This window comes from Burkholderia sp. AU30280 (assembly GCF_020420125.1).
GTDB lineage: Bacteria > Pseudomonadota > Gammaproteobacteria > Burkholderiales > Burkholderiaceae > Burkholderia.
Genome location: NZ_JAIZRY010000004.1, coordinates 315763 through 338260, shown reverse-complemented (window position 1 = coordinate 338260; position 22498 = coordinate 315763). Strand labels below are relative to the sequence as shown.

15 protein-coding genes are annotated in these 22498 nt (G+C 68.0%); 8 read left to right on the top strand and 7 right to left on the bottom strand.

What is annotated here, in order from left to right:
• Window positions 1-646: 646 nt before the first annotated feature.
• A complete protein-coding gene (locus LGN17_RS11760; protein WP_226196914.1) occupies window positions 647-2791 on the top strand; it encodes a hypothetical protein in 2145 nt (714 codons plus the stop codon).
• Window positions 2792-2954: 163 nt separating this feature from the next.
• On the opposite strand, the gene LGN17_RS11755 is transcribed toward LGN17_RS11760, so the two are convergent.
• The 5 genes from LGN17_RS11755 to LGN17_RS11735 form a co-directional block, all read right to left on the bottom strand.
• On the bottom strand, window positions 2955-4355 hold the full coding sequence (locus tag LGN17_RS11755; protein ID WP_226196913.1) for a GGDEF domain-containing protein: 1401 nt from the start codon (window positions 4353-4355) through the stop codon (window positions 2955-2957).
• A gap of 261 nt (window positions 4356-4616) precedes the next feature.
• Complete coding sequence (locus LGN17_RS11750; protein WP_226196911.1) at window positions 4617-5795, bottom strand: acetyl-CoA C-acyltransferase; 1179 nt, start codon at window positions 5793-5795, stop codon at window positions 4617-4619.
• Window positions 5796-5846: 51 nt separating this feature from the next.
• Window positions 5847-6479 carry a bifunctional nicotinamidase/pyrazinamidase gene (pncA, locus tag LGN17_RS11745; protein ID WP_175955875.1) on the bottom strand — a complete coding sequence of 211 codons (633 nt, stop codon included), beginning with the start codon at window positions 6477-6479 and terminating at the stop codon, window positions 5847-5849.
• 40 nt (window positions 6480-6519) lie between these two features.
• Window positions 6520-8604, bottom strand: coding sequence for a 3-hydroxyacyl-CoA dehydrogenase NAD-binding domain-containing protein (locus LGN17_RS11740; protein WP_226196909.1), 2085 nt, complete (start codon window positions 8602-8604; stop codon window positions 6520-6522).
• A gap of 188 nt (window positions 8605-8792) precedes the next feature.
• Window positions 8793-10436 (bottom strand): 3-(methylthio)propionyl-CoA ligase, encoded by a 1644-nt coding sequence (locus tag LGN17_RS11735; protein WP_226196907.1) that lies wholly within the window; start codon window positions 10434-10436, stop codon window positions 8793-8795.
• A gap of 146 nt (window positions 10437-10582) precedes the next feature.
• On the opposite strand from LGN17_RS11735, the gene LGN17_RS11730 reads away from it, so the two are divergent.
• The 5 genes from LGN17_RS11730 to LGN17_RS11710 all read left to right on the top strand — a co-directional run bounded on the left by LGN17_RS11730 (window position 10583) and on the right by LGN17_RS11710 (window position 14414).
• Entirely contained in the window at window positions 10583-12151 is a 1569-nt protein-coding gene (locus LGN17_RS11730) for a protein adenylyltransferase SelO (RefSeq protein ID WP_226196905.1), read from the top strand.
• A 44-nt stretch (window positions 12152-12195) separates the two neighbouring features.
• Window positions 12196-12627: a peptide-methionine (R)-S-oxide reductase MsrB gene (gene msrB / locus LGN17_RS11725; protein WP_046545914.1), complete on the top strand. Its 432-nt coding sequence runs from the start codon at window positions 12196-12198 to the stop codon at window positions 12625-12627.
• A 145-nt stretch (window positions 12628-12772) separates the two neighbouring features.
• Entirely contained in the window at window positions 12773-13303 is a 531-nt protein-coding gene (locus tag LGN17_RS11720) for a septation protein A (RefSeq protein ID WP_175955865.1), read from the top strand.
• Window position 13304: 1 nt separating this feature from the next.
• Entirely contained in the window at window positions 13305-13613 is a 309-nt protein-coding gene (locus LGN17_RS11715) for a BolA family protein (RefSeq protein WP_021163397.1), read from the top strand.
• An 18-nt stretch (window positions 13614-13631) separates the two neighbouring features.
• The gene (locus LGN17_RS11710; RefSeq protein WP_069256899.1) at window positions 13632-14414 is read left to right on the top strand and encodes a peptidylprolyl isomerase; all 783 of its coding nucleotides are present in this window, start codon (window positions 13632-13634) and stop codon (window positions 14412-14414) included.
• Between the two features lie 172 nt (window positions 14415-14586).
• Here the strand turns inward: LGN17_RS11710 and LGN17_RS11705 are convergent, their stop codons facing one another.
• Both LGN17_RS11705 and purL read right to left on the bottom strand, forming a co-directional pair.
• On the bottom strand, window positions 14587-15132 hold the full coding sequence (locus LGN17_RS11705) for a GNAT family N-acetyltransferase (RefSeq protein WP_226196903.1): 546 nt from the start codon (window positions 15130-15132) through the stop codon (window positions 14587-14589).
• A gap of 5 nt (window positions 15133-15137) precedes the next feature.
• Window positions 15138-19202, bottom strand: a complete 4065-nt coding sequence (purL, locus tag LGN17_RS11700) for a phosphoribosylformylglycinamidine synthase (RefSeq protein WP_226196901.1) — start codon at window positions 19200-19202, stop codon at window positions 15138-15140.
• 318 nt (window positions 19203-19520) lie between these two features.
• On the opposite strand from purL, the gene LGN17_RS11695 reads away from it, so the two are divergent.
• Together LGN17_RS11695 and LGN17_RS11690 are read left to right on the top strand one after the other, a co-directional pair.
• Complete coding sequence (locus LGN17_RS11695; protein WP_226196899.1) at window positions 19521-20822, top strand: FAD-dependent oxidoreductase; 1302 nt, start codon at window positions 19521-19523, stop codon at window positions 20820-20822.
• A gap of 52 nt (window positions 20823-20874) precedes the next feature.
• Window positions 20875-22419: an NAD(P)H-hydrate dehydratase gene (locus LGN17_RS11690; protein WP_226196898.1), complete on the top strand. Its 1545-nt coding sequence runs from the start codon at window positions 20875-20877 to the stop codon at window positions 22417-22419.
• The last annotated feature ends 79 nt before the right edge of the window (window positions 22420-22498 follow it).

The following is a 22498-nucleotide window of genomic DNA, read 5'->3' as shown; positions in this document are numbered from 1 at the left end:
GCGCGATCGCATGGAGTCAGGTTCTCGGGATCACCCGTCGGCCCGGTCGCAGGAACGCCGGTTGCTCACCGCTCCGTATCGCCAAAATCCATCGCGTTCCGCGCCTTCAGTTTGCACCGCCCGAGACTCGGCGACAGACGAACCGTCACGATTCAATCCCGGTTCGAAATCAATCGCCAATACGGGCATCGATTGCCAATCGATTTTCGCCGAACTCGATAATCGGCGCATCTCCACTCCCTCATGAATTTGCATATTTTACCGATCCGGCAAGCAATAATTGCGACCTCATTTCAGTGCATTATCCGAAAACCATCAATTCATTATTGACTTCGACTTTATCGGAACTTTAGAATCCCCTACGGCGGCTTACGTTTTGTTTTTCACGCCGTGTACGCAGCAACGGCGGCACTGCACCGGGACGCCAGCAGAGCAGTCTTTCATGCCTGACCGAGGCAGCGTCTCCTATTGTTTTCAATTCCGGAATTAACCGATAACGGGTTATTTCCCATTCAATTCACCCCAGAATCACGCCCGGATTAATTCCATAATTTCCGGGAATTCTACAATACCGGGTGACGCAGACCGAGCACCCGCTCATTCGATAAGTCTCGAAAAAATCGCCAGTCATCAGGAGGGACGTGACATGCATCGCTTCGCGAAATCGCTGTGCACGGGATTCGTCTGCGCCGGCCTGCTCGCCGCCTGCAACGACGACGACATCCAACCGGCCAGCCCGCCATCGAACCAGGCTGCGCTGTCGTTCCGCATGGACACCGGTGGCCAGATCAACGCGTTCTACCGGCAGGACAAGGTCGCCGCGCACCTGCTCGCGCGCTCGTCGACGAAGCCGCGCCTGCTTGTGGTCTTCCCCGCCGGCAACAGCGGCACGGGGCTGTGGTTCGACGACACCGCGCAGCCAGTGAACTGGAGCCTCGACACGCCGCCGTCCGCGCTATCGGCGCCCGACACACACGGCCGCCCGCTGTACGGTATCGGCGCCGACGTGTCGGTGGACACCAACACGCTGACGATCCGCCAGGGCGTGCTCAGCAACGTGCGCTTCCTGCGCGACTTCAACGGCGGCGCAACGGTTCCGCAGCAGATCCTCACCGCGCCGACGGTCCAGGGCAGCGCCGCGCAATGGCAACGCGACCGGATCGACGGCGCGCCCGGCTATTCGCTGCGCATCACGCTGCGCGACGGCGGCAGCATCGTGCCGGCAGCGGGCGGCAAGCTCGTCCTGAGCGCACCGGCGGGCTCGCACACACTGCGGCTGCATGTCGATGCGCTGTCGGGCGAGACGCCGTTGTCGCCGATCACGCGTGCCGACCTGCTCGCGCCGTCCGTCAACCCCGACCCGGTGAGCCAGAACGTGCTTGAGTTCCTGAGCTTCCACGACAAGCTGCTGGCCGGCTCGTGGCAGTACGACACCTACTTCGGTCGCGACACGCTGATCTCGGTGCGCATGCTGATGCCCGTGCTCGAACCCGCGGCGATCGAGGCCGGCCTGTCGTCGGTGCTGAGCCGGCTGTCGACCGACGGCAAGGTCGCGCACGAGGAAGGTATCGGCGAATTCGCCCTCGTCGACAACCAGAAGAACGGGCGGCCGAACGATTCGACGCCGACCTACGACTACAAGATGATCGACAGTGACTACCTGCTCGCGCCGATCGCTGCCGCGTGGCTGATCGACGATACGCGCGGCCAGGCCCGCGCGGCCGCGTATCTCGCGCAGCGCGGCAGCGACGGGCAGACCAACGGCAGCCGCCTGGTCGTCAACCTGCTGCACGTCGCGACGACCGCGCAGCCGTTCGCGCAGCAGCCGTCGGTCGCGAACCTGATCCACCTGCGGCCCGGCGAGATCGTCGGCAACTGGCGCGACAGCACCGACGGGCTCGGCGGCGGCGTCTACCCGTACGACGTGAACGCGGTGCTCGTGCCGGCCGCGCTGCGCGCGGCGAACGCATTCCTCACGCGCGGCCTGCTCGATCCGTATCTGGATGCCGGACAGCGCGCGACGCTCGCCAACACGGCGAACCAGGCGGCCACGTGGGAAACGCAGGCACCTCCGCTGTTCCAGGTCAGCGTGCCGGCCGCGCAGGCGGCCACCGACGTGTCGGCCTATGCGCCGTCCGCCGGCGTGCCGGCCGGCGCCGCACCGGGCATGCCGCTGGCGTTCTACGCGCTGTCGCTCGATCAGCAGGGCAATCCGATCCCGGTGATGAATTCGGATGGCGGCTTCGCGCTGCTGTTCGGCACGCCGCCGGACGACGAGCTGCAGCGGATCGTCGCCGACGTCACGCGGCCGTTCCCGACCGGGCTCGTGACCGATGCCGGGATGCTGATCGCGAATCCTGCGTATGCAAGCCAGGCGCTGTGGCCGAAGTTCACCAGTTCCGCGTATCACGGCACGGTAATCTGGTCGTGGCAGCAGGCGATGTGGGTGGCCGGGCTCGATCGCCAGCTCGCGCGCCAGGACCTGTCAGCCGCGACACGCACGCTGCTCACGCAAGCGCGGCAGACGATCTGGCAGGTGATCTCGAACGGACGCGACATGCGCACGTCGGAGATGTGGACGTGGTCCTACGTGAACGGCAAGTACCAGACCGATGCATTCGGCACGCGCAGCGCGGACGCCACCGAGGCGAACGCGGCACAGCTCTGGAGTACGACGTATCTCGCGATCCGTGATCCGCAGCAGCGTGCGGGCAAGTACTGGTGGCAGGCGTCGCAGCGGATGCAGGATGCTCAGCCGACGAAGCGCGCCGCGGCCCTGGCATCGCGGTAACGCAGCGCCGGACGCATGCCGACCTGGCATGCACAAGCCCCGGAGGCGTTACCGCCACCGGGGCTTCGGCAGGCATTGAAGCGATCGACACCTCTTCCGCACGGCCGCATTGCCGAACGTCGCGCGCCCGATCACCCGTGCCCGCGTGCCGCGCAAACCCATGTCACCGCGAAACGACCCGGTTCCGCCCTTCCCGTTTCGCCTGGTACAGGCGTTCGCCGACCACGCGCAGCAACGCATCGACCGTGCTGCCGTCGGCCCCGTATTGCGCGACGCCGACGCTGACCGTCACCTGCACGCGCTTGAAATCGAGCCCGAACGGCGAACTCGCGATCGACGAGCGCACGCGCTCGGCGGTCATCCGCGCACCTTCGAGCGGCATTTCCGGCAGCAGCGCCATGAACTCCTCGCCGCCGACCCGCGCGAGCCCGCCGGCCGGCCGGATCGCATCGAGGCACTGGCGCACGACGCCACGCAGCACCTCGTCGCCGATCTGGTGCCCGTATGCATCGTTGATGTTCTTGAAATTGTCGAGATCGAGCGCGAGCAGGCAGAACGGTGTGCCGTCACGCTCGGCCCGCGCCATCTCGCGCTCGACCTGCGCGATGAACTGCCTGCGGTTCGACGCGCCCGTCATCGGATCGGTCGCGGCGATGTACTCGAGCTTCTGGTTCGTGCGTCGCAGTTCCTGCAGCGCGCTCTCGGTACGCGCCATCGATTCCGACAGCCGGCTCATCAGGTCCTCCTGGCTGTAGATCGCCGAGAACGAGCGCGTCGTCTGCAGCGCCTGCACGACGCCGTAGCTGAGCAGGAAGAAGCCGCCCGCGAAAATCGCGTGCGCGAGCCACCACATGTGATTCCACGGCTTGCCGAGAATGAACGCGAGCGACGACAGCGCAAACGCCATGATCGACACGCCGTAGATCATCATCAGCGGCGAGCGGATCCGCCGCGCGAGCAGCAAAGCGACGTTCAGCAGCGAGAACACGAGCGCGCCGCCTTCCATCGACAGCCGCGTACCCGGCGCGCCCGCGACCGGCGAATACGCAATGTACGCCACGGCCACGTTGACGATCACGAAGAACACGATCCACGGCAGCCACGTGCGCATGCTCGTGCGCTTCTCGATGCGATCGGGCGGTCGCGAATACGACAGCAGGCCCGTGAGCAGCAGGATCGACATCACGAGCCGCGACGCGGGCCCGTATAGCAGGAAAAGCCAGATGTTGTGATGCGCCATCCCGGTGAACGCGCCATGCAGCGCATAGATCATCGCGAAGCCGAGAAAGCCAAGGGTCAGCCAGCGCAGCAGCGGCTCGCCGGATGACCGGTAGCACACCCACGTCACGTAGGTGACGAACGCGCCTTCGAGGGTCGCGGCGGCGATCGCGATTTCATGGAACGCGTGGTTCTCGAACACGACGCGCGGGTCGCTGAAGAACCACAGATAGGCGATCAGATAGGCGGGCAGCAACGCGAATCCGACCAGCAGGCATTTCGCGTAGAGCCTCGCGGCCGCGCTGACGACGCGCGGCGGTTCCCCGGCTGCATAGGTCGTACTCATTCGGTCCCCGGTCGGTCTGCTGCGTTGGTTCTAACCTTCGCGGCACGGATCGCACGACGCACGATCTGGCCCATCGTGCCGAAAGGCAAATGTCAGAGCAAGTATAGGTGGGGCAATTCGTTTGACAAGTAAGGGGAAACGGCATTGCCGGGCGCATGCCGTTTGCTTCCCGATTGTTTCGAATAGCGGATCAGTCGCGCCGATTCACGCCGCGGCCGCCTGCCTCGCCGAAGCGAAACCGCGGCCGCGCGGTGTCAAAGATCAGAGGATTTCGAACAGCCCGGCTGCGCCCTGCCCGCCGCCGATGCACATCGTGACGACCACGTACTTCACGCCGCGCCGCTTGCCCTCGATCAGCGCATGGCCCGTCAGGCGTGCGCCCGATACGCCGTACGGATGGCCGACCGCGATCGCGCCGCCGTTCACGTTCAAGCGATCCTCAGGAATCCCGAGCGTGTCGCGGCAGTACAGCACCTGCACGGCGAACGCTTCGTTCAATTCCCACAGGCCGATATCGGCGACCTTCAGCCCCGCCTGCTTCAGCAGCTTGGGTACCGCGAACACGGGGCCGATGCCCATCTCGTCCGGCTCGCAACCCGCCACCGCGAAACCGCGGAATACGCCGAGCGGCTGCAGCCCTTCGCGCTGCGCGGCGTCGGCGCTCATCACGACGCAGGCCGATGCACCGTCCGAGAACTGGCTCGCGTTGCCGGCGGTGATCACGCCACCCGGCACGGCCGAGCGGATCTTCGACACGCCTTCGAGCGTCGTGTCGGGGCGAATCCCTTCGTCGGCCGACACCGTCACCTCCTTCGTGAACAAGCGGCCCGTCGCCTTGTCGGCGATGCCCGCGAGCACGGTGATCGGCACGATCTCGTCGCGAAAACGCCCGGCTTCCTGCGCGGCCGCCGCCCGCAATTGCGACTGTACGCCGTACTCGTCCTGCCGCTCCTTCGAGATGCCGTAGCGCTTCGCGACGTTCTCGGCCGTCTGCAGCATGTTCCAGTAGATCTCCGGCTTGTGCTGGACGAGCCAGCCTTCCTGGATCATGTGATGGTTCATCTCGTTCTGCACGCACGAGATCGATTCGACACCGCCCGCCACATACACTTCGCCTTCGCCCGCGATGATCCGCTGCGCGGCCAGCGCGATGGTCTGCAGCCCGGACGAGCAGAAGCGGTTCACCGTCATCCCCGGCACCGTCACGGGCAGCCCCGCGCGCAGTGCGATCTGCCGCGCGATGTTCGCGCCGGTCGCGCCTTCGGGGTTCGCGCAACCCATGATCACGTCCTCGACGCGTGCGGGGTCGAGCTTCGCGCGTTCGAGCGCGGCCGCGACCACGTGGCCGCCGAGCGTCGCGCCGTGCGTCATGTTGAAAGCACCGCGCCAGGATTTCGCCAACGGCGTGCGGGCGGTCGATACGATTACGGCTTCGGTCATGCGAGTCTCCTTCGGTCCTGCTTCATGTCCTGAATCGGATGGGGGAATGCGCTACGCCGCCGGGCGCGCGCCCGCGGACGTCACATGCGCGACGCCCGCTGCCTGCATCTGCTGCCATGCGCGGGCGAGCGACCCGTTCAGGTCGATCGCGCGGCACGCATCGTTGATCACCGCGGCTTCGAAACCCGCCGCGCGCGCATCGAGCGCCGACCACGCGACGCAGTAGTCGGTCGCGAGCCCGCAGCACCACACGCGTTTCGCGCCGAGCTCGCGCAGATAGCCCGCAAGCCCGGTGCGCGTCGTGCGATCGGCTTCGACGAACGCGGAATAGCTGTCGACCTGTGCGTCGCCGCCCTTGCGGATCACGAGCCGCGCATGCGGGATGTCGAGGTCGCGATGCAGCGCCGCGCCGTCGGTGTCCTGCACGCAGTGCACGGGCCACAGCACCTGCTCGCCATACGGCAGCGCGAGCGTGGAGAACGGTTCGCGGCCCGGATGGTTCGCCGCGAACGACACGTGCTCGCGCGGGTGCCAGTCCTGCGTCAGCACGACCTGGTCGAAGCGTTGCGCGAGCGCGTTGATTACCGGCACGACCGCGTCGCCGTCGGGCACCGCGAGCGCGCCGCCCGGCATGAAGTCGTATTGCACGTCGATCACGAGCAATACGTCGTCGGTGCGTTTCATTGCATTTCTCCGGGTGTTCGTCGCGCCGCGATCCGGCGCGTCAGCCGTTGAACCCGCGGCCGGCCTTCGCGAGCGCCGCGATCGACGGCGCGAGCTGCCAGGCGTCGCCGTTCGGTGCAGCCGCGTAGCGGCGAATCGCGCGCTCGACGTTGTAGAGGCCAACCATGTCCGCGTACAGCATCGGGCCGCCGCGCCACAGCGGGAAGCCATAGCCGGTCAGGTAGACCATGTCGATGTCGGACGCCTTCGACGCGATCTTCTCCTCGAGGATCTTCGCGCCTTCGTTGACGAGCGCGAACACGAGCCGCTCGACGATCTCGTCGTCGCCGATCTTGCGCCGCTCGACACCGCGCTCCTTCGAATACGCGACGACCATCTCGTCGACGAGCGACGACGGCTTTGCCTTGCGATCGCCCGGCACGTAGTCGTACCAGCCGGCCCCCGTCTTCTGGCCGAAGCGGCCCTGCTCGCAGAGGCGGTCGGCGATCTTCGAGTACTGGAGATCGGGCTGCTCGACGTAGCGGCGCTTGCGGATCGCCCAGCCGATGTCGTTGCCGGCGAGGTCGCTCATCCGGAACGGGCCCATCGCGAAACCGAATTTCTCGATCGCCCGGTCGACCTGCGCGGGCAGCGCGCCTTCCTCGAGCATGAACAGCGCCTGACGAATGTACTGCTCGATCATCCGGTTGCCGATGAAGCCGTCGCACACGCCCGACACGACCGCCGTCTTGCGGATCTTCTTCGCCACCGCCATCACGGTGGCGAGCACGTCCTTCGCGGTCTGCGCGCCGCGCACGACCTCGAGCAGCTTCATCACGTTCGCCGGGCTGAAGAAGTGCATGCCGACCACGTCCTGCGGACGCTTCGTGAACGCGGCGATCTTGTCGACGTCAAGCGTCGACGTGTTCGACGCGAGGATCGCGCCCGCCTTCGCGACTTCGTCGAGCTTCTTGAACACCTGCTCCTTCACGCCGAGTTCCTCGAATACGGCCTCGACGATCAGGTCGGCGTCCTTCAGGTCGTCGTAGGACAGCGTCGGCGTGATCAGCGCCATGCGCGCGTCGAGCTTCTCCTGCGTGAGCTTGCCCTTCTTCACCTGCGCGTCGTAGTTCTTGCGGATCGTCGCGACGCCGCGCTCGAGCGCGTCCTGTTTCGTCTCGAGCAGCGTGACGGGCAGGCCTGCGTTGACGAAGTTCATCGCGATCCCGCCGCCCATCGTGCCCGCGCCGATCACGCCGACGCGGCGGATCTCGCGCAACGGCGTATCGGCCGGCACGTCGGGAATCTTGCTCGCCGCGCGCTCGCCGAAGAACGCATGCCGCAGCGCGCGGCTTTCCGGCGTCATCATCAACGCGACGAAACCCTCGCGCTCGGCGACGCTGCCCTTGTCGAAGCCGTGCAGCACGCCGGCCTCGATCGCGTCGATGCACTTGTGCGGCGCGGGGAAATTCGGTGCGGCGGCCCGGGCCGAATTGCGCGCGAACTGGATGAAGCCCGCTGCGTTCGCGTGGACGATCTTGCGATCGCGCACGCGCGGATGCGGCCCCTTCTGCGCACCGACCTTGCGGGCGAACGTGACGGCCGCGTCGAGCAGGTCGCCGTCGGCCATTTCGTCGAACAGCCCGCTCTTCGCGAGCTGCTCCGACGGCACGGGCGCGCCCGACACGATCATGTTCAGCGCGGTTTCGAGCCCCACCGCGCGCGGCAGGCGCTGCGTACCGCCCGCGCCCGGCAGCAGGCCGAGCTTCACTTCGGGCAGCGCGACCTGCGCGCCGGGCGCCGCGACGCGGTAGTGCGCGCCGAGCGCGAGCTCGAGGCCGCCGCCCATCACGACGCTGTGCAGCGCCGCGACGACGGGCTTCGCGCTCGCCTCCACCGCGCGGATCACAGTGTGCAGCGTCGGCTCCTGCAACGCCTTCGGTGTATTGAATTCGGTGATGTCGGCGCCGCCCGAGAAGGCGCGCCCCGCGCCGGTCAGCACGATGGCCGTGACCGACGGATCCTGCGCGGCGCGATCGAGCGCGTCCATGACACCCTGACGGGTCGACAGACCCAGCCCGTTGACGGGCGGATTGTTGAGCGTAAGGACGGCCACGCCGTCGCGAGTCGAGTAATCCACTGCCATCTGCCTGCCTCCATGCATCGCGCGCCGGGGTGGCTGCGCTTCATTGTGCGCGGTCGAACAGCCGCATGTCCGGATGAACGGAGGCAGCATACAACGAAAAAGCACGGTCGTTCAATTTGAATTTTGTTCCCGATCCGGGGACGGATCGGGCAACCGCGTCACGAGCCGCGTCCGGACCGCGCCCGGCGTTACGGCTCGCAGACCGCCGTCGGCAACACGTAATCGCGGAACGTCTCGCGCAGCTTCAGCTTCTGCAGCTTGCCGGTCGCGGTGTGCGGCAGCGATTCGACGAATACGACGTCGTCGGGAATCCACCATTTCGCGACCTTGCCTTCGTAGAACGCGAGCAGCGCGTCGCGGCTCAGGTTCGCCCCTTCACGCGGCACCACGACGAGCAGCGGGCGCTCGGTCCATTTCGGGTGCGCACAGGCGATGCAGGCCGCCTCGGCCACGCCCGGGTGCGCAATCGCGACGTTCTCGATGTCGATCGAGCTGATCCACTCGCCGCCCGACTTGATCACGTCCTTGCTGCGGTCGGTGATCTGCAGGAAGCCGTCGGGGTCGATCGTCGCGACGTCGCCGGTCGGGAACCAGCCGTCCGACAACGGCGACGTATCGCCGCGAAAGTAGTGGTCGATCACCCAAGGCCCGCGCACCTGCAGTTCGCCAAATGCGACGCCGTCCCACGGCAGTTCGTGGCCGTCCTCGCCGACGATGCGCATGTCGACGCCGCAGATCACGCGCCCCTGCTTCTCGAGCAGCTTGCGCTGCGCGTCGAGCGGCCGCTGCGACTGCGCCCAGTTGAGCTTCGCGAGCGTGCCGAGCGGCGACAGCTCGGTCATCCCCCATGCGTGGATCACGCGCACGCCGTATTCGTCCTCGAAGGTGCGCAGCATCGCGGGCGGGCACGCGGAGCCGCCGATCACCGTGCGGTTCAGCGTCGAGAAGCGCACGCCGGCCTCGCGCATGTAGTTGAGCAGGCCGAGCCACACGGTCGGCACGCCCGCGGAAAAGGTCACGCGCTCGGCTTCCATCAGCTCGTAAAGCGATTTCCCGTCGAGATCCTTGCCGGGCAGCACGAGCTTGCCGCCCGTGAGCGGCACCGCGTACGGCAGGCCCCATGCGTTGACGTGGAACATCGGCACGACGGGCAGCACGGCGTCCATCGCGGACAGGTTCATCGCGTCGGGCAGCGCGGCGCCGTACGCGTGCAGCACGGTCGAGCGGTTCGAATACAGCACGCCCTTCGGGTTGCCGGTCGTGCCCGACGTGTAGCAGAGCCCCGACGCCTGCTGCTCGTCGAGGCGCGGCCACTCGTAGCGGCCATCCTCCGCTTCGACGAGCGTTTCATAACAGAGGAACGGCGTCGTGCCGGACGGCAGGTGCGCGGCGTCCGTCATCGCGACCCAGCCCTTCACGTGCGGGCATTGCGGTGCGATGGCCTCGACGAGCGGTGCGAAATTGATATCGAAGAAGACGTAGCGGTCTTCCGCGTGATTGACGATGTACGCGATCTGCTCGGGGAACAGGCGCGGGTTGATCGTGTGGCACACGGCCCCCATGCCGCCAATCCCGTAATACGCTTCCAGATGCCGGTAGCCGTTCCACGCCAGCGTGCCGACGCGATCGCCGGTTTCGACGCCGAGCCGCGCGAGCGCCTGCGCCAGTTGCTTCGCGCGGCGCTCGCAATCGCGGTACGTGTAGCGATGCAGATCGCCTTCCACGCGCTTCGACACGATCTCCGTGTCGCCGGCGTGCCGCGCGGCATGAGAAATCAGCGAGGAAACCAGCAACGGCATGTCCATCATCTGGCCCAGCAACGGCTTGCCCATCGTCTTGTTCTCCGTGTGGATGCGAATCGGTGCCTCTGCAGCGCGTCCGTCCGCGGCCCCGGGCGGGCGTGGCGCACGGTGCGCGGGCCACCATGCGGGCGGCGCGGCGCCGCCTTACAATATCGGCTTACCCAGAGGCGCTCAACATGTCGTTTTCCCGAAGCGCAGCCGATGCGGCTGACACCCTTCCCGACCTCGCCGCCACGCTCGGCGCACCCGCCGAAGGCGCGTTCGTCCGGCTCGGCGACGCGTTTCATACGCGGCTGCCGGCCGCGCCGCTTGCCGCGCCGTACGTCGTCGGCTTTTCCGACGAGGTCGCGCAACTGCTCGACCTGCCGGCGTCGATCGCCGCGCAGCCTGGCTTCGCCGAGCTGTTCGCCGGCAACCCGACGCGCGACTGGCCCGCAACCGCGATGCCGTACGCTTCGGTGTATTCCGGCCATCAGTTCGGCGTGTGGGCCGGCCAGCTCGGCGACGGCCGCGCGCTGACGATCGGCGAGCGCACCGGCACCGACGGCCGCCGCTACGAGCTGCAACTGAAAGGCAGCGGCCGTACGCCGTACTCGCGGATGGGCGATGGCCGCGCGGTGCTGCGCTCGTCGATCCGCGAATTCCTGTGCTCGGAGGCGATGCATCACCTCGGCATCCCGACCACGCGCGCGCTGACGGTGATCGGTTCCGACCAGCCGGTGGTGCGCGAGGAGATCGAGACATCGGCCGTCGTCACGCGCGTGTCGGAAAGCTTCGTGCGCTTCGGCCACTTCGAGCACTTCTTCTCGAACGATCGCCCCGACCTGCTGCGCCAGCTCGCCGATCACGTGATCGACCGCTTCTACCCGGATTGCCGCCGCGCCGACGATCCGTACCTCGCGCTGCTCGAAGCCGCGACGCTGCGCACGGCCGACCTCGTCGCGCAGTGGCAGGCCGTCGGCTTCTGCCACGGCGTGATGAACACCGACAACATGTCGATCCTCGGCGTGACGATCGACTACGGCCCGTTCGGCTTCGTCGACGCGTTCGACGCGAACCACATCTGCAACCACTCCGATAACGGCGGCCGCTACGCGTACCGGATGCAGCCGCGCATTGCGCACTGGAACTGCTATTGCCTCGCGCAGGCGCTGCTGCCGCTGATCGGGCTGCAGCACGGCATTGCGGATGACGATGCACGCGCCGAGCGCGCGGTGGACGACGCGCAGGCCGTGCTCGCGAAGTTTCCGGAACGTTTCGGCCCCGCGCTCGAACGCGCGATGCGCGCGAAGCTCGGCCTCGAGCTCGAGCGCGAGAACGATGCCGAACTCGCCAACAAGCTGCTCGAGACGATGCATGCGAGCCACGCGGATTTCACGCTGACGTTCCGCCGGCTCGCGCAGATCTCGAAGCACGACGCGAGCCGCGACGCGCCCGTGCGCGACCTGTTCATCGACCGCGACGCGTTCGATGCGTGGGCGAACCTCTACCGCGCGCGGCTGTCCGAGGAAACGCGCGACGACGCGGCACGTGCAGCCGCGATGAACCGCGCGAACCCGAAATACGTCCTGCGCAACCATCTGGCCGAAGTCGCGATCCGGCGCGCGAAGGAAAAGGATTTCTCGGAAGTCGAGCGACTCGCGCAGATCCTGCGCCGGCCGTTCGACGAACAACCGGAGCATGAAGCATACGCGGCGTTGCCGCCCGACTGGGCCGGGTCGCTCGAAGTGAGCTGCTCGTCCTGAGCCCCAACCCGCGCGTATCGACCGACCGATCAGGAGAACCCCACATGTCCCACGATTCCGACGACAAGACCTTCCCGTACGAGAAGGACGACGCCGAGCTGCGCCGCCGGCTCACGCCGATGCAGTACGAAGTCACGCAGCATGCGGCGACCGAGCGTGCGTTCACCGGCGAATACACCGACACGGAAGACGACGGTATCTACAAATGCGTCGTCTGCAGCACCCCGCTGTTCGAATCCGGCGCCAAATTCCACTCGGGCTGCGGCTGGCCCAGCTACTTCAAGCCGCTCAACGGCGAGGTGATCGACGAAAAGGTCGATTACTCGCACGGGATGGTGCGCGTCGAGGTGCGCTGCAATCACTGCGGCGCGCATCTCGGCCACGTCTTCGAAGACGGCCCGCGCGACAAGACCGGTTTGCGGTACTGCATCAATTCAGCTGCGTTAAACTTCGAGTCCCGACCCGAAAACGAATGAGCGGCGCCGGACGGATCGGCGAGGCGACCCTCGCCCGGGCGGCCTGCCTCCGGGTTGGCCGCCCCGATCCGCGACGGTGGCGCCTGGCGGGTCCCTACAACGGTGAAAGGCCGCGCAAGCGGCCTTTCACGCAGCTGCGAGCGCCATGAAATTCCTGTTCGATCTGTTTCCGATCATCCTGTTTTTTGCCGCCTTCAAGGTCTGGGGCATCTTTACCGCTACCGCCGTCGCGATCGTCGCGACGCTGGCCCAGGTTGCATGGGTTGCCTTCCGGCACCGGAAGGTCGACACGATGCTGTGGGTCAGCCTCGGCGTGATCGTCGTTTTCGGTGGCGCCACCCTCGTCCTGCATGACGAGAAATTCATTCAATGGAAACCGACTGTGCTGTACTGGCTGTTTGCGATCGGGCTGCTCGCCGCGCGCTATGTGTTCGGCAACAACCTGATCGAGAAGATGATGGGCAAGCAGCTCACGCTGCCGCACCCCGTGTGGGACAAGCTGAACGTCGCCTGGGCGCTGTTCTTCGCGGTGCTCGGTGTCGCGAACCTGTACGTGGTGCACAACTTCACCGAATCGCAATGGGTGAACTTCAAGCTGTTCGGCACGACGGGCGCGATGGTCGTATTCATCATCCTGCAGAGCCTGTGGCTCACGAAATACCTGAAGGACGAGTGACATGACGGACGCCTTTCTCCACGCGTCGCCCGACGAACGCATCGCGCTGATCGAAGCGCGCCTCACCGCAGCGCTCGCCCCGCTGTCGCTCACCGTGCGCGACGACAGCGCGCAGCACGCGGGCCACGCCGGCGCGTCCGCCGGCGGCCACTTCACGGTCACGATCGTGTCGGCCGCCTTCGCGGGCAAGCCGCGCGTCGCGCGGCACCGGCTGGTGTATGATGCGCTCGCTGATGCGATGCAGCGCGGCATTCACGCGCTCGCGATCGTGGCTTACACGCCCGAAGAGTTCAACGAATCTTCAATCTAGTCTCATTAGGAATTCCCGATGATCCTGAAATCCCCCCGCCTGTGGGTCGCGGCGGCTGCCTTTGCAGCGGCACCGGCATTTGCCCAGAACATCGCCGTCGTCAACGGCACGCCGATTCCGAAGTCGCGCGCCGACGCGATGGTTGCTCAGCTCGTCCAGCAAGGCCAGACCGACAGCCCGCAACTGCAGCAGGCCGTGCGCCAGGAACTCGTGAACCGCGAAATCCTGATGCAGGAAGCCATCCGCGAAGGCATCCCGAACCGTCCGGACGTGAAGGCGCAAGTCGCCGTCGCGCAGCAGACCGTCGTGCTGCGTTCGATGATCGAGAGCTTCCTGAAGAAGAACCAGCCGACCGACGCCGAAGTGAAGGCCCGCTACGACGACCTCGTCAAGGGCGCCGGCGGCAACCGCGAATATCACCTGCACCACATCCTCGTCGACAACGAGCAGCAGGCGAAGGACCTGATCGCGAAGATCAAGGCCGGCGCGAAGTTCGAGGATCTCGCGAAGCAGTACTCGAAGGATCCGGGCTCGGGCAAGAACGGCGGCGACCTCGACTGGTCCGACCCGAAGGCATACGTGCCGGAATTCGCAGCGGCTGCGCAGAAGCTGCAGAAAGGCCAGATGACCGACACGCCGGTGAAGACGCAGTTCGGCTGGCACATCATCCGCGTCGACGACATCCGCGACATCGCGCCGCCGCCGTTCGACCAAGTGAAGGCGCAGATCGCGCAGCAGCTCGTGCAGCAGAAGCTGCAGGCGTTCGAGGAAGGTCTGCGCCAGCAGGCAAAGATCCAGTAACGCCGGCGCTCGTCGCCCATGCATCGAAAAGCCGCTCTTCGGAGCGGCTTTTTCATTGCCCGCGCACTGCCTGCGGGCGCGTCACGATGCGCTTGCCGCCCGGCGAAAAGAAACAGGCCGCTCCAAAGAGCGGCCTTTTCCGTGCCGGATTCGCGCGCACCGCAAGTGCAGGCTACGCGGGATGGAACACGTCCTGATAGCGAACGTCACCCGACGGCCGCGGCACCGAATCGTCGAGCGACAGCGCGAGGACATACTCGGGCGGCACGCCCGGGAACACGATGTCGCCGGATGGCGCAAAGCCGAACCGCGCGTAGTACGCGGGGTCGCCGAGCAGGACGCAACCGCGCGCGCCAAGCCGGCGCAACGCGTCGAGCCCCGTGCGCACCAGCCCTGCACCGATGCTCTGTCGCCGGCAGTCGGGCAGTACCGCGAGCGGCGCCAGCCCGTACCAGCGCTGGCTGCCCGACGGTTCACCGCCGATCGACACCGGCGAGAACGCGACGTGCCCGATCAGGCGGCCGTCGCGCTCCGCGACGAGCGAGACGCTCAGCGCACCGTCCGCACGCAGCGTGTCGACGATCCGCCGCTCGAACTGCCCGCCTTCCCGCTCGCCCGCGAACGCGGCGACGATCACGCGGCCGATCGCGTCGCCGTCGCCCGCACGCTCGTCGCGCAGCGTGACGACCTCGACCGGCGCGTTCGGGTCGAACATCATCCCGATCAGCCGATCCAGCGGCGCGCGTTACGGAACACACGCATCCACGGGCTCGCTTCACCCCAGCTTTCCGGGTGCCAGCTCATCGCGACCGTACGATGCACACGCTCCATGTGCGGCATCAGCACCGAGAAGCGGCCGTCGGCCGTCGTGACCGACGTGATGCCGGCCGGCGAGCCGTTCGGGTTGAACGGATAGCGCTCGGTCGCTTCGCCGCGGTGGTCGATGTAACGCATCGCGACCGCGACGCGATCGATGTCGCCCTGCTGCGAGAAGTCCGCGTAGCCCTCGCCGTGCGCGACCGCGACCGGAATCCGCGAACCTTCCATTCCCGCGAAGAAGATCGACGGCGACTTCTGCACTTCGACGAACGAGAAGCGCGCCTCGAACTGCTCGGACTTGTTGCGCGTGAACTTCGGCCACGCTTCTGCGCCCGGAATCATCGACGCGAGGCTCGACAGCATCTGGCAGCCGTTGCAGATGCCGAGCGCGAACGTGTCGGGACGCGCGAAGAACGCCGAGAACATGTCGGCAAGGTTCGCGTTGAAGCGGACCGTCTTCGCCCAGCCTTCGCCCGCGCCCAGCACGTCGCCGTACGAGAAGCCGCCACATGCGACCGCACCTGCGAAATCGGCGAGCGTTGCACGGCCGGCGAGCAGGTCGCTCATGTGCACGTCGTGTGCATCGAAGCCCGCGCGATCGAACGCGTAGGCCGTTTCCAGATGCGAGTTCACGCCCTGCTCGCGCAGGATCGCGACGCGCGGTCGTGCGCCCGTCGCGATGAACGGCGCAGCGATGTCGTCGGCCGGATCGAAGCTCAGCACCGGCGAGATGCCGGGATCGGCCGCGTCGAGCAGCGTGTCGTATTCGGCATCGGCGCACGCGGGGTTGTCGCGCAGGCGTGCGATGCGCCAGCTCACTTCGCTCCATGCGCGATGGAGCTCGGTGCGCGGTGCGTCGAAGATCTTCTTCGCGTCGCGGTACACCTCGATCACGTCACGATCGTTGACCGAGCCGATCACGTGCGAGCACGCCGACAGGCCGAACTCGCGCAGCGCGCCGAGCACCGCGTCACGGTCGGTCGCACGCACCTGCACGACGGCACCGAGTTCCTCGGAGAACAGCGCGCGCAGCGTGCGGTCTTCGCGACGGCCGCTCGTCTGCTTCGCCCAGTCCTTCGCATCGCCGTAGTCGGATTCGTGATTCGGGTCCAGCGTCAGCATGTCGACATTCAGCGACACGCCCGCGTGGCCCGCGAACGCCATTTCGCACACCGTTGCCCACAGGCCGCCGTCCGAGCGATCGTGGTACGCGAGCAGCTTGTCTTGCGCATTGAGCGACTGGATTGCGTTGAAGAAGCGCTTCAGGTCTTCCGCATCGTCGACGTCCGGCGTCGTGTCGCCGACCTGCTGCGTGACCTGCGCGAAGATGCTGCCGCCCATCCGGTTCTTGCCGCGGCCGAGATCGATCGCGATCAGCACGCTGTCGCCCGCGTCGGCGATACGGCGCAGTTGCGGCGTCAGGTGACGGCGCACGTCCTCGACCGGCGCGAACGCGGAGATGATCAGCGACACCGGCGACACCACTTCCTTCGCGACGCCCTGCTCGTCCCACTTCGTCTTCATCGACAGCGAATCCTTGCCGACCGGGATGCCGATCCCGAGCGCCGGGCACAGCTCCATGCCGATCGCCTTGACCGTGTCGAACAACGCGGCGTCCTCGCCGGCCGTGCCGCACGCGGCCATCCAGTTCGCCGACAGCTTCAGCTTGTCGAGCGACGCGATCGGCGCGCTCGCGATGTTCGTGATCGCCTCGCCGACCGCCATGCGGCCCGATGCGGGCGCGTCGATCACGGCGAGCGGCGTGCGCTCGGCCATCGTCATCGCCTCGCCCTTGAAGCCCGCATAGTCGAGCGCGGTGATCGCGCAATCGGCCACCGGCACCTGCCACGGGCCGACCATCTGGTCGCGCACCGACGTGCCGCCGACCGAGCGGTCGCCGATCGTGATCAGGAACGACTTGCTGCCGACCGTCGGGTGCTTCAGCACATCGACGGCGACTGCCGACAGCGCGATGCCCGTCATGTCGACCGGCGCGCGCTCGGTCGCCACGCGCGTGACGTCGCGATGCATGCGCGGCGGCTTGCCGAGCAGCACTTCCATCGGCATGTCGACCGGGTATTCATCGGCGCCCGTCGCTTCGTCGTCGACGAGCTTCAATTGGCGTTCGTCGGTCGCGACGCCGACCACCGCGAACGGGCAGCGCTCACGTGCGCAGATCGCCTCGAAGCGCGGCAGATCGGCCGGCGCGATCGCCAGCACGTAGCGCTCTTGCGCTTCGTTCGACCAGATTTCGCGCGGCGACAGGCCCGATTCCTCGAGCGCGACCTTGCGCAGCTCGAAGCGCGCGCCCTTGCCCGCCCCGTCGACGATCTCAGGGAACGCGTTCGACAGGCCGCCCGCGCCGACGTCGTGGATGCTCAGGATCGGGTTTTCCGCGCCGAGCTGCCAGCAGCCGTTGATCACTTCCTGGGCGCGACGCTCGATTTCGGGGTTGCCGCGCTGCACCGAGTCGAAGTCGAGCTCGGCCGTGTTCGCGCCGGTCGCCATCGAGCTCGCGGCGCCGCCGCCCATGCCGATCCGCATGCCGGGGCCGCCGATCTGGATCAGCAGCGAGCCGGCCGGCACGTCGTGCTTGTGCGTATGCTGATCCGCGATGTTGCCGAGGCCGCCCGCGATCATGATCGGCTTGTGATAGCCGCGCACCTGGCCGCCGACGTTCTGCTCGTACACGCGGAAATAGCCGCCGAGGTTCGGGCGGCCGAATTCGTTGTTGAACGCGGCGCCGCCGATCGGGCCGTCGATCATGATCTGCAGCGGCGACGCGATGCGGTCCGGGCGGCCGTACGGGCCGTGCACCTCGTTCGGGTTGCGTTCGCCGACCGGCTGCGCCGCGTCGCGCGCGTTTTCCCACGACTGGCGTGCGTCGGGCAGATCGAGGTTCGACACGGTGAAGCCCGTGAGGCCGGCCTTCGGGCGCGCGCCGCGGCCCGTCGCGCCTTCGTCGCGGATCTCGCCGCCCGCGCCGGTCGCCGCACCCGGGAACGGCGAGATCGCCGTCGGGTGGTTGTGCGTCTCGACCTTCATCAGCGTGTGCGTGAGCTCGGTGTGGCGGCCATAACGCTCGCCCGGCTCGCCGGCCGCGCCCGTGTTGCGCGGGAACCAGCGCTCCGCTTCGGCGCCGACCATGATCGACGAGTTGTCCGAATACGCGACGATCGTGCCCTGCGGGCTCAGCTTCTCGGTGTTGCGGATCATCGCGAACAGCGACATGTCCTGCGCTTCGCCGTCGATCGTCCACTGCGCGTTGAAGATCTTGTGGCGGCAGTGCTCGCTGTTCGCCTGCGCGAACATCATCAGCTCCACGTCGGTCGGGTTGCGTTCGAGCTTGCGGAATGCGTCGACCAGATAGTCGATCTCGTCGTCGGCGAGCGCGAGGCCCAGCTCGACATTCGCGCGCTCGAGCGCGCCGCGGCCGACGCCCAGCACGTCGACGCGCGTGAGCGGCTTGGCCGGCAGTTCATCGAACAGGTGCTTCGCGTCGTCGCGTGCCGCGACCACGCTTTCGGTCATCCGGTCATGCAGCGCGGCCGCGACGGCCGCGCGCGCGTCGTCCGACAGCGCCTTCTTGCCGCCGAGCAGGCCCGACTTCAGCGTGACCGTGAACTCGACGCCGCGCTCGATGCGGCGCACGTGCGTGAGGCCGCAGTGCTGCGCGATGTCGGTTGCCTTGCTCGCCCACGGCGAGACCGTGCCGAAGCGCGGCAGCACGACGAAGGTCTCGGCCGTGCCCTTCTCGGCCGCCGGCTCGAACGGCGCGCCGTAGTGCATCAGCGCGTCGATGCGCGCGCTGTCGTCGGCCGACAGCGGCTCGGCCGCATTGACGAAGTGCAGGAACTGCCCGCGCACCGCGACAATGTTGGCGTCGATTTGCCTGAGCGTGTCGAGCAGACGGGTTTGACGGAAATCGGAGAGGGCCGAAGCGCCGGGAAAACACGAGAAGTGAGCCATGGGCTGGACTGACGTCGATGAGTCGCGCGAGGTGGCGACGTGGGGCGAAAGGAAGGCCGTAATTATACCCGGAAGTCGGTCGCTCCAGACCGGCCGATCGGCAGTCCGCATGCACCGCAACGGTGCCGCGGTACGCGCCGCGCACCGGCCGCCCCGCGCGGGCGAGGCAGCTGGCGGCCGTGGCGCGGCTGCACGGTCCGTGCTCGCCCGGCGCCGGCTCCCGCGATTTTGGCGCTATCATTCCGGGTTCACCGGGCCGGAGCCCTCAGCGAATTTCACCAGGCGGCGCACGCGCGCCACCCGTCATCGAAGCAATCCATGGATGTCATCGTCATCGGCGGCGGAATCAGCGGCGTCGCCACCGCCTACCAGTTGCGCGCGGCCGGCCATCGCGTGTGCGTGGTCGAACGCCACGCGACCGTCGCGCAGGGTGCGACCTACGGCGACGGCGGCGCGCTGCTGCCGAGCCCGCTCGACGTCTGGTTCGGCCCGACCTTCATGCGCCAGCGCCAGCCGCGCGACAGCGGCATCGTCTACAAGCCGGGCTTCAACGGCGGCGTGCGCCGTTTCGTCAAGCAGCTCGGCACGCTGCGCGAGCCCGACGCGTTCGCCGCCCAGTACGCGCGGCTGCGCCCGCTGATCGATGCATCGCGCGACACGCTCGCCGACATCGAGATGCGCCTCGAACTCGAATTCGAGCAGAAGCCCGGCATCCTGCACGTGGTGCGCGACCCGCGCGACTGGGAAGCGATGCAGCCCGCGCTCGAGCTGCTGCGCACGCACGACCAGCCGTACCGCCTGCTCTCCGCCGACGAATGCGCGGTGCTCGAGCCGTCGGTGCCGGCCGAACCCGGCTTCGCCAGCGGCGTGCTGCTCGAGACCGAACGCACCGGCAATTGCCCGCTGTTCGCGAAACTGGTCAAGCAGACGCTCGACGAGCATGGCGTGCAGTTCCGCTTCGGCGCGGAAGTCGCCGCGATCCGCGCCGACACCGGCCGCGCCGCAGTCGAGCTCGCCCCGACCGGCGACCGGCGCGCGTCGAACGCACGCGAGGTCGACGTGATTTCCGCCGATGCGATCGTGGTCGCCGCCGGCGCCGGCAGCCTGCCGCTGCTCGACCGGCTCGGCTGGCGCCTGCCGCTGCACCCGGTGCGCGTCCATACGCTCACTGCGCCGGTCGCCTATGAAGAACACGCACCGCACCTGAACGTCATCGATTCGATCAAGCGGATCTCGATCACGCGCACCCACCAGCGGCTGCGCGTCGGCGGCGGCGCCGTGCTGCAGAGCCTGCCCGACACCGCGAAGCCGCTCGCCGAGCCGCTGTCCGAGGCCGCGCTCGCGCTGCTCGGGCAGGCCGTCCACGATTGGGTACCCGGCGCCGCGCGGATCTCGGCCGCGTTGTCGTGGCAAGGCACGCAGTTGCTGTCGCCGGACGGCCTGCCTGTCGTCGGTCCGACCCCGCATCCGCGCGTGTTCGTCAATTTCGGGCACGGCCCGGCCGGCTGGGGGCTCGCGTGCGGGTCTGCTAAAGTGGTGACCGACTATCTGGGCGGCGACGTGCAGCACTGGCCCGCCGACACGCTCGCCGCGCTGCGCGCCGCGCGCTTCACGACCTGACCGCCGCGGGCCCGTCCCCGGCGGCCTCCTTGCCAGCCGCCACGACCCCGCGATGACCGTTACCCGCCCACTCCCCGATTCCGATCCGATCGCGCTGCTGCGCGTCGCCGACCTGCGCACGGCCGAAGCCGACGCCGCGGCGGCGCTGCCGCCGCATACGCTGATGGGCCGCGCCGGCGCCGCCGCCGCACACTGGTTGTCGGCGCGCGTGGCCGGCGATGACCGTCCCGTATGGTTCGCGGTCGGCCCGGGCAACAACGGCGGCGACGCGCTCGTTGCCGCCGCCCACCTCCAGCAGCTTGGCGTCGCGACCCAAGCGTGGATGCCGATGCCGGTGAAGCCGGACGATGCGCAATGGGCGCTCGGCCTCTCGCGCGCGGCCGGCGTGCCGCTGTCGGCCACGCCACCCGCGTCGCTGGACGGCTATGCGTGGGTCGTCGACGGGCTGTTCGGCATCGGTCTCGGCCGCGCGCTCGACGGCGCGTTCGCCGAGCAGGCCGCGCGCATCGCCGCGCATGCGCGCAGCGGCGGCCACGTGCTTGCGCTCGATGTGCCGAGCGGGCTCGACAGCGATACGGGCCAGATCGTCGGCGCGGGCGTCGCTGTCGCCGCCACCCATACGCTCACCTTCATCGCCGCGAAGCCTGGCCTCTACACCGGCGAAGGCCGCGATCTCGCCGGCGAGATCGACGTCGCATCGCTCGACGTCGCGCCGCCCACCGCGCCGGCCATCGTGCTGAACGCGCCCGCCCGATTCTCCGCCGCCCTGCCCGCGCGCGCATTCGCGTCCCACAAGGGCACGTTCGGCAGTCTCGCGGTGCTCGGCGGCGACACGGGCATGTGCGGTGCGCCGATCCTGGCCGCCCGCGCCGCGCTGTTCGCCGGCGCCGGCAAGGTTCACGTCGGCTTTCTCTGCGCCGGCGCGCCGCCGTACGACCCGCCGTTCCCCGAACTGATGCTGCATCCGGCCGACGGCCTCGATCTCGGCGCGATGACCGCAATCGCGGCCGGCTGCGGGCTCGGCACGCGCGAGGCTGCGGCGACGCTCGTGCGCGACGTGCTCGCACACGATGCCGCGACGCTGCTCGATGCCGATGCGCTGAACCTCGTCGCGACACATGCCGATCTCGCGACAGCCGTCGCCACGCGCGGTACGCGCGGCAATCCGTGCGTGCTGACGCCGCATCCGCTCGAAGCCGCCCGGTTGCTCGGCAGCGACACGGCGACGATCCAGCGCGACCGCGTGGCCGCCGCGCAGGCGCTCGCGGCTCGTTATGTGGCGAACATCGTGCTGAAAGGCTCGGGCACGGTGATTGCGGCGCCCGACGGCCGCGTGACGATCAATCCGACCGGCAACGCCGCGCTCGCCACGGGCGGCACCGGCGATGTGCTCGGCGGCCTGATCGGCGCGTTGCTCGCGCAGCGCGTCGCCCCGTACGAAGCGGCGCTCGCGGGCGTCTACCTGCACGGCCTCGCGGCCGACACGCTGACCGCACACGGCACGGGCCCCGCCGGACTCGCGGCCGGCGAACTCGCGCCGATGGTGCGCACGCTGATCAATCGCCTTTTTTATGCGCCGCCGCGCGCCGACGCATAAGGCCGCTATACTGACTGCCCCGCCGCACGGCGGGCCCTCTCGTCCGCCGGCCGTACGATCCCGATGAGCCGGCGCGGCA

Bases quoted from the DNA above. Each gene is read 5' to 3' on its own strand.
- LGN17_RS11720 (WP_175955865.1), top strand. From the start codon at position 12,773: ATGAAATTCCTGTTCGATCTGTTTCCGATCATCCTGTTTTTTGCCGCC.
- pncA (WP_175955875.1), bottom strand. From the start codon at position 6,479: ATGAAACGCACCGACGACGTATTGCTCGTGATCGACGTGCAATACGAC.
- LGN17_RS11740 (WP_226196909.1), bottom strand. From the start codon at position 8,604: ATGGCAGTGGATTACTCGACTCGCGACGGCGTGGCCGTCCTTACGCTC.
- LGN17_RS11735 (WP_226196907.1), bottom strand. From the start codon at position 10,436: ATGGGCAAGCCGTTGCTGGGCCAGATGATGGACATGCCGTTGCTGGTT.
- LGN17_RS11715 (WP_021163397.1), top strand. From the start codon at position 13,305: ATGACGGACGCCTTTCTCCACGCGTCGCCCGACGAACGCATCGCGCTG.
- LGN17_RS11705 (WP_226196903.1), bottom strand. From the start codon at position 15,132: ATGATGTTCGACCCGAACGCGCCGGTCGAGGTCGTCACGCTGCGCGAC.
- msrB (WP_046545914.1), top strand. From the start codon at position 12,196: ATGTCCCACGATTCCGACGACAAGACCTTCCCGTACGAGAAGGACGAC.
- LGN17_RS11695 (WP_226196899.1), top strand. From the start codon at position 19,521: ATGGATGTCATCGTCATCGGCGGCGGAATCAGCGGCGTCGCCACCGCC.
- LGN17_RS11710 (WP_069256899.1), top strand. From the start codon at position 13,632: ATGATCCTGAAATCCCCCCGCCTGTGGGTCGCGGCGGCTGCCTTTGCA.
- LGN17_RS11730 (WP_226196905.1), top strand. From the start codon at position 10,583: ATGTCGTTTTCCCGAAGCGCAGCCGATGCGGCTGACACCCTTCCCGAC.
- LGN17_RS11760 (WP_226196914.1), top strand. From the start codon at position 647: ATGCATCGCTTCGCGAAATCGCTGTGCACGGGATTCGTCTGCGCCGGC.
- LGN17_RS11690 (WP_226196898.1), top strand. From the start codon at position 20,875: ATGACCGTTACCCGCCCACTCCCCGATTCCGATCCGATCGCGCTGCTG.
- LGN17_RS11750 (WP_226196911.1), bottom strand. From the start codon at position 5,795: ATGACCGAAGCCGTAATCGTATCGACCGCCCGCACGCCGTTGGCGAAA.
- purL (WP_226196901.1), bottom strand. From the start codon at position 19,202: ATGGCTCACTTCTCGTGTTTTCCCGGCGCTTCGGCCCTCTCCGATTTC.
- LGN17_RS11755 (WP_226196913.1), bottom strand. From the start codon at position 4,355: ATGAGTACGACCTATGCAGCCGGGGAACCGCCGCGCGTCGTCAGCGCG.